Source organism: Xenorhabdus stockiae, from assembly GCF_002632825.1.
Taxonomy (GTDB): Bacteria; Pseudomonadota; Gammaproteobacteria; order Enterobacterales; family Enterobacteriaceae; genus Xenorhabdus; species Xenorhabdus stockiae.
This window is the reverse complement of sequence record NZ_NJAJ01000171.1, coordinates 1-257: the sequence shown is the minus strand read 5'-3', so window position 1 is coordinate 257 and position 257 is coordinate 1. Positions and strand designations below refer to the sequence as shown.

Annotated in this window: 1 protein-coding gene; it reads right to left on the bottom strand. The window is 41.2% G+C overall.

Annotated elements, in window-relative coordinates:
• On the bottom strand, positions 1 to 97 hold a 97-nt coding region (locus tag Xsto_RS21300; RefSeq protein ID WP_339955557.1), incomplete at its 3' end, for an IS1 family transposase.
• Positions 98 to 257 lie beyond the last annotated feature (160 nt).

Below are 257 nucleotides of genomic sequence, written 5' to 3'. Positions count from 1 at the left end.
AGCAGTGATAGCGAGGATGTCCAGTACGTCCTTTTCCATGCCCTTTAACCTCGTTTGTTTTATGACAGTAACGACAAATCACATCCACTTTAGCCATATTTCACCCAGAATAAAAAGTAGGGAGTTTATCACAAGATCTAATCATTGGGAGCATGACCGCTAATTCCTGTCCTTTTTCGGGTAAGGTGACATGAAAAAAATGATGAAGGGTTTTACGGAACGTTTTGGCATCCGGGAAATAGACATTGTTTCGTACC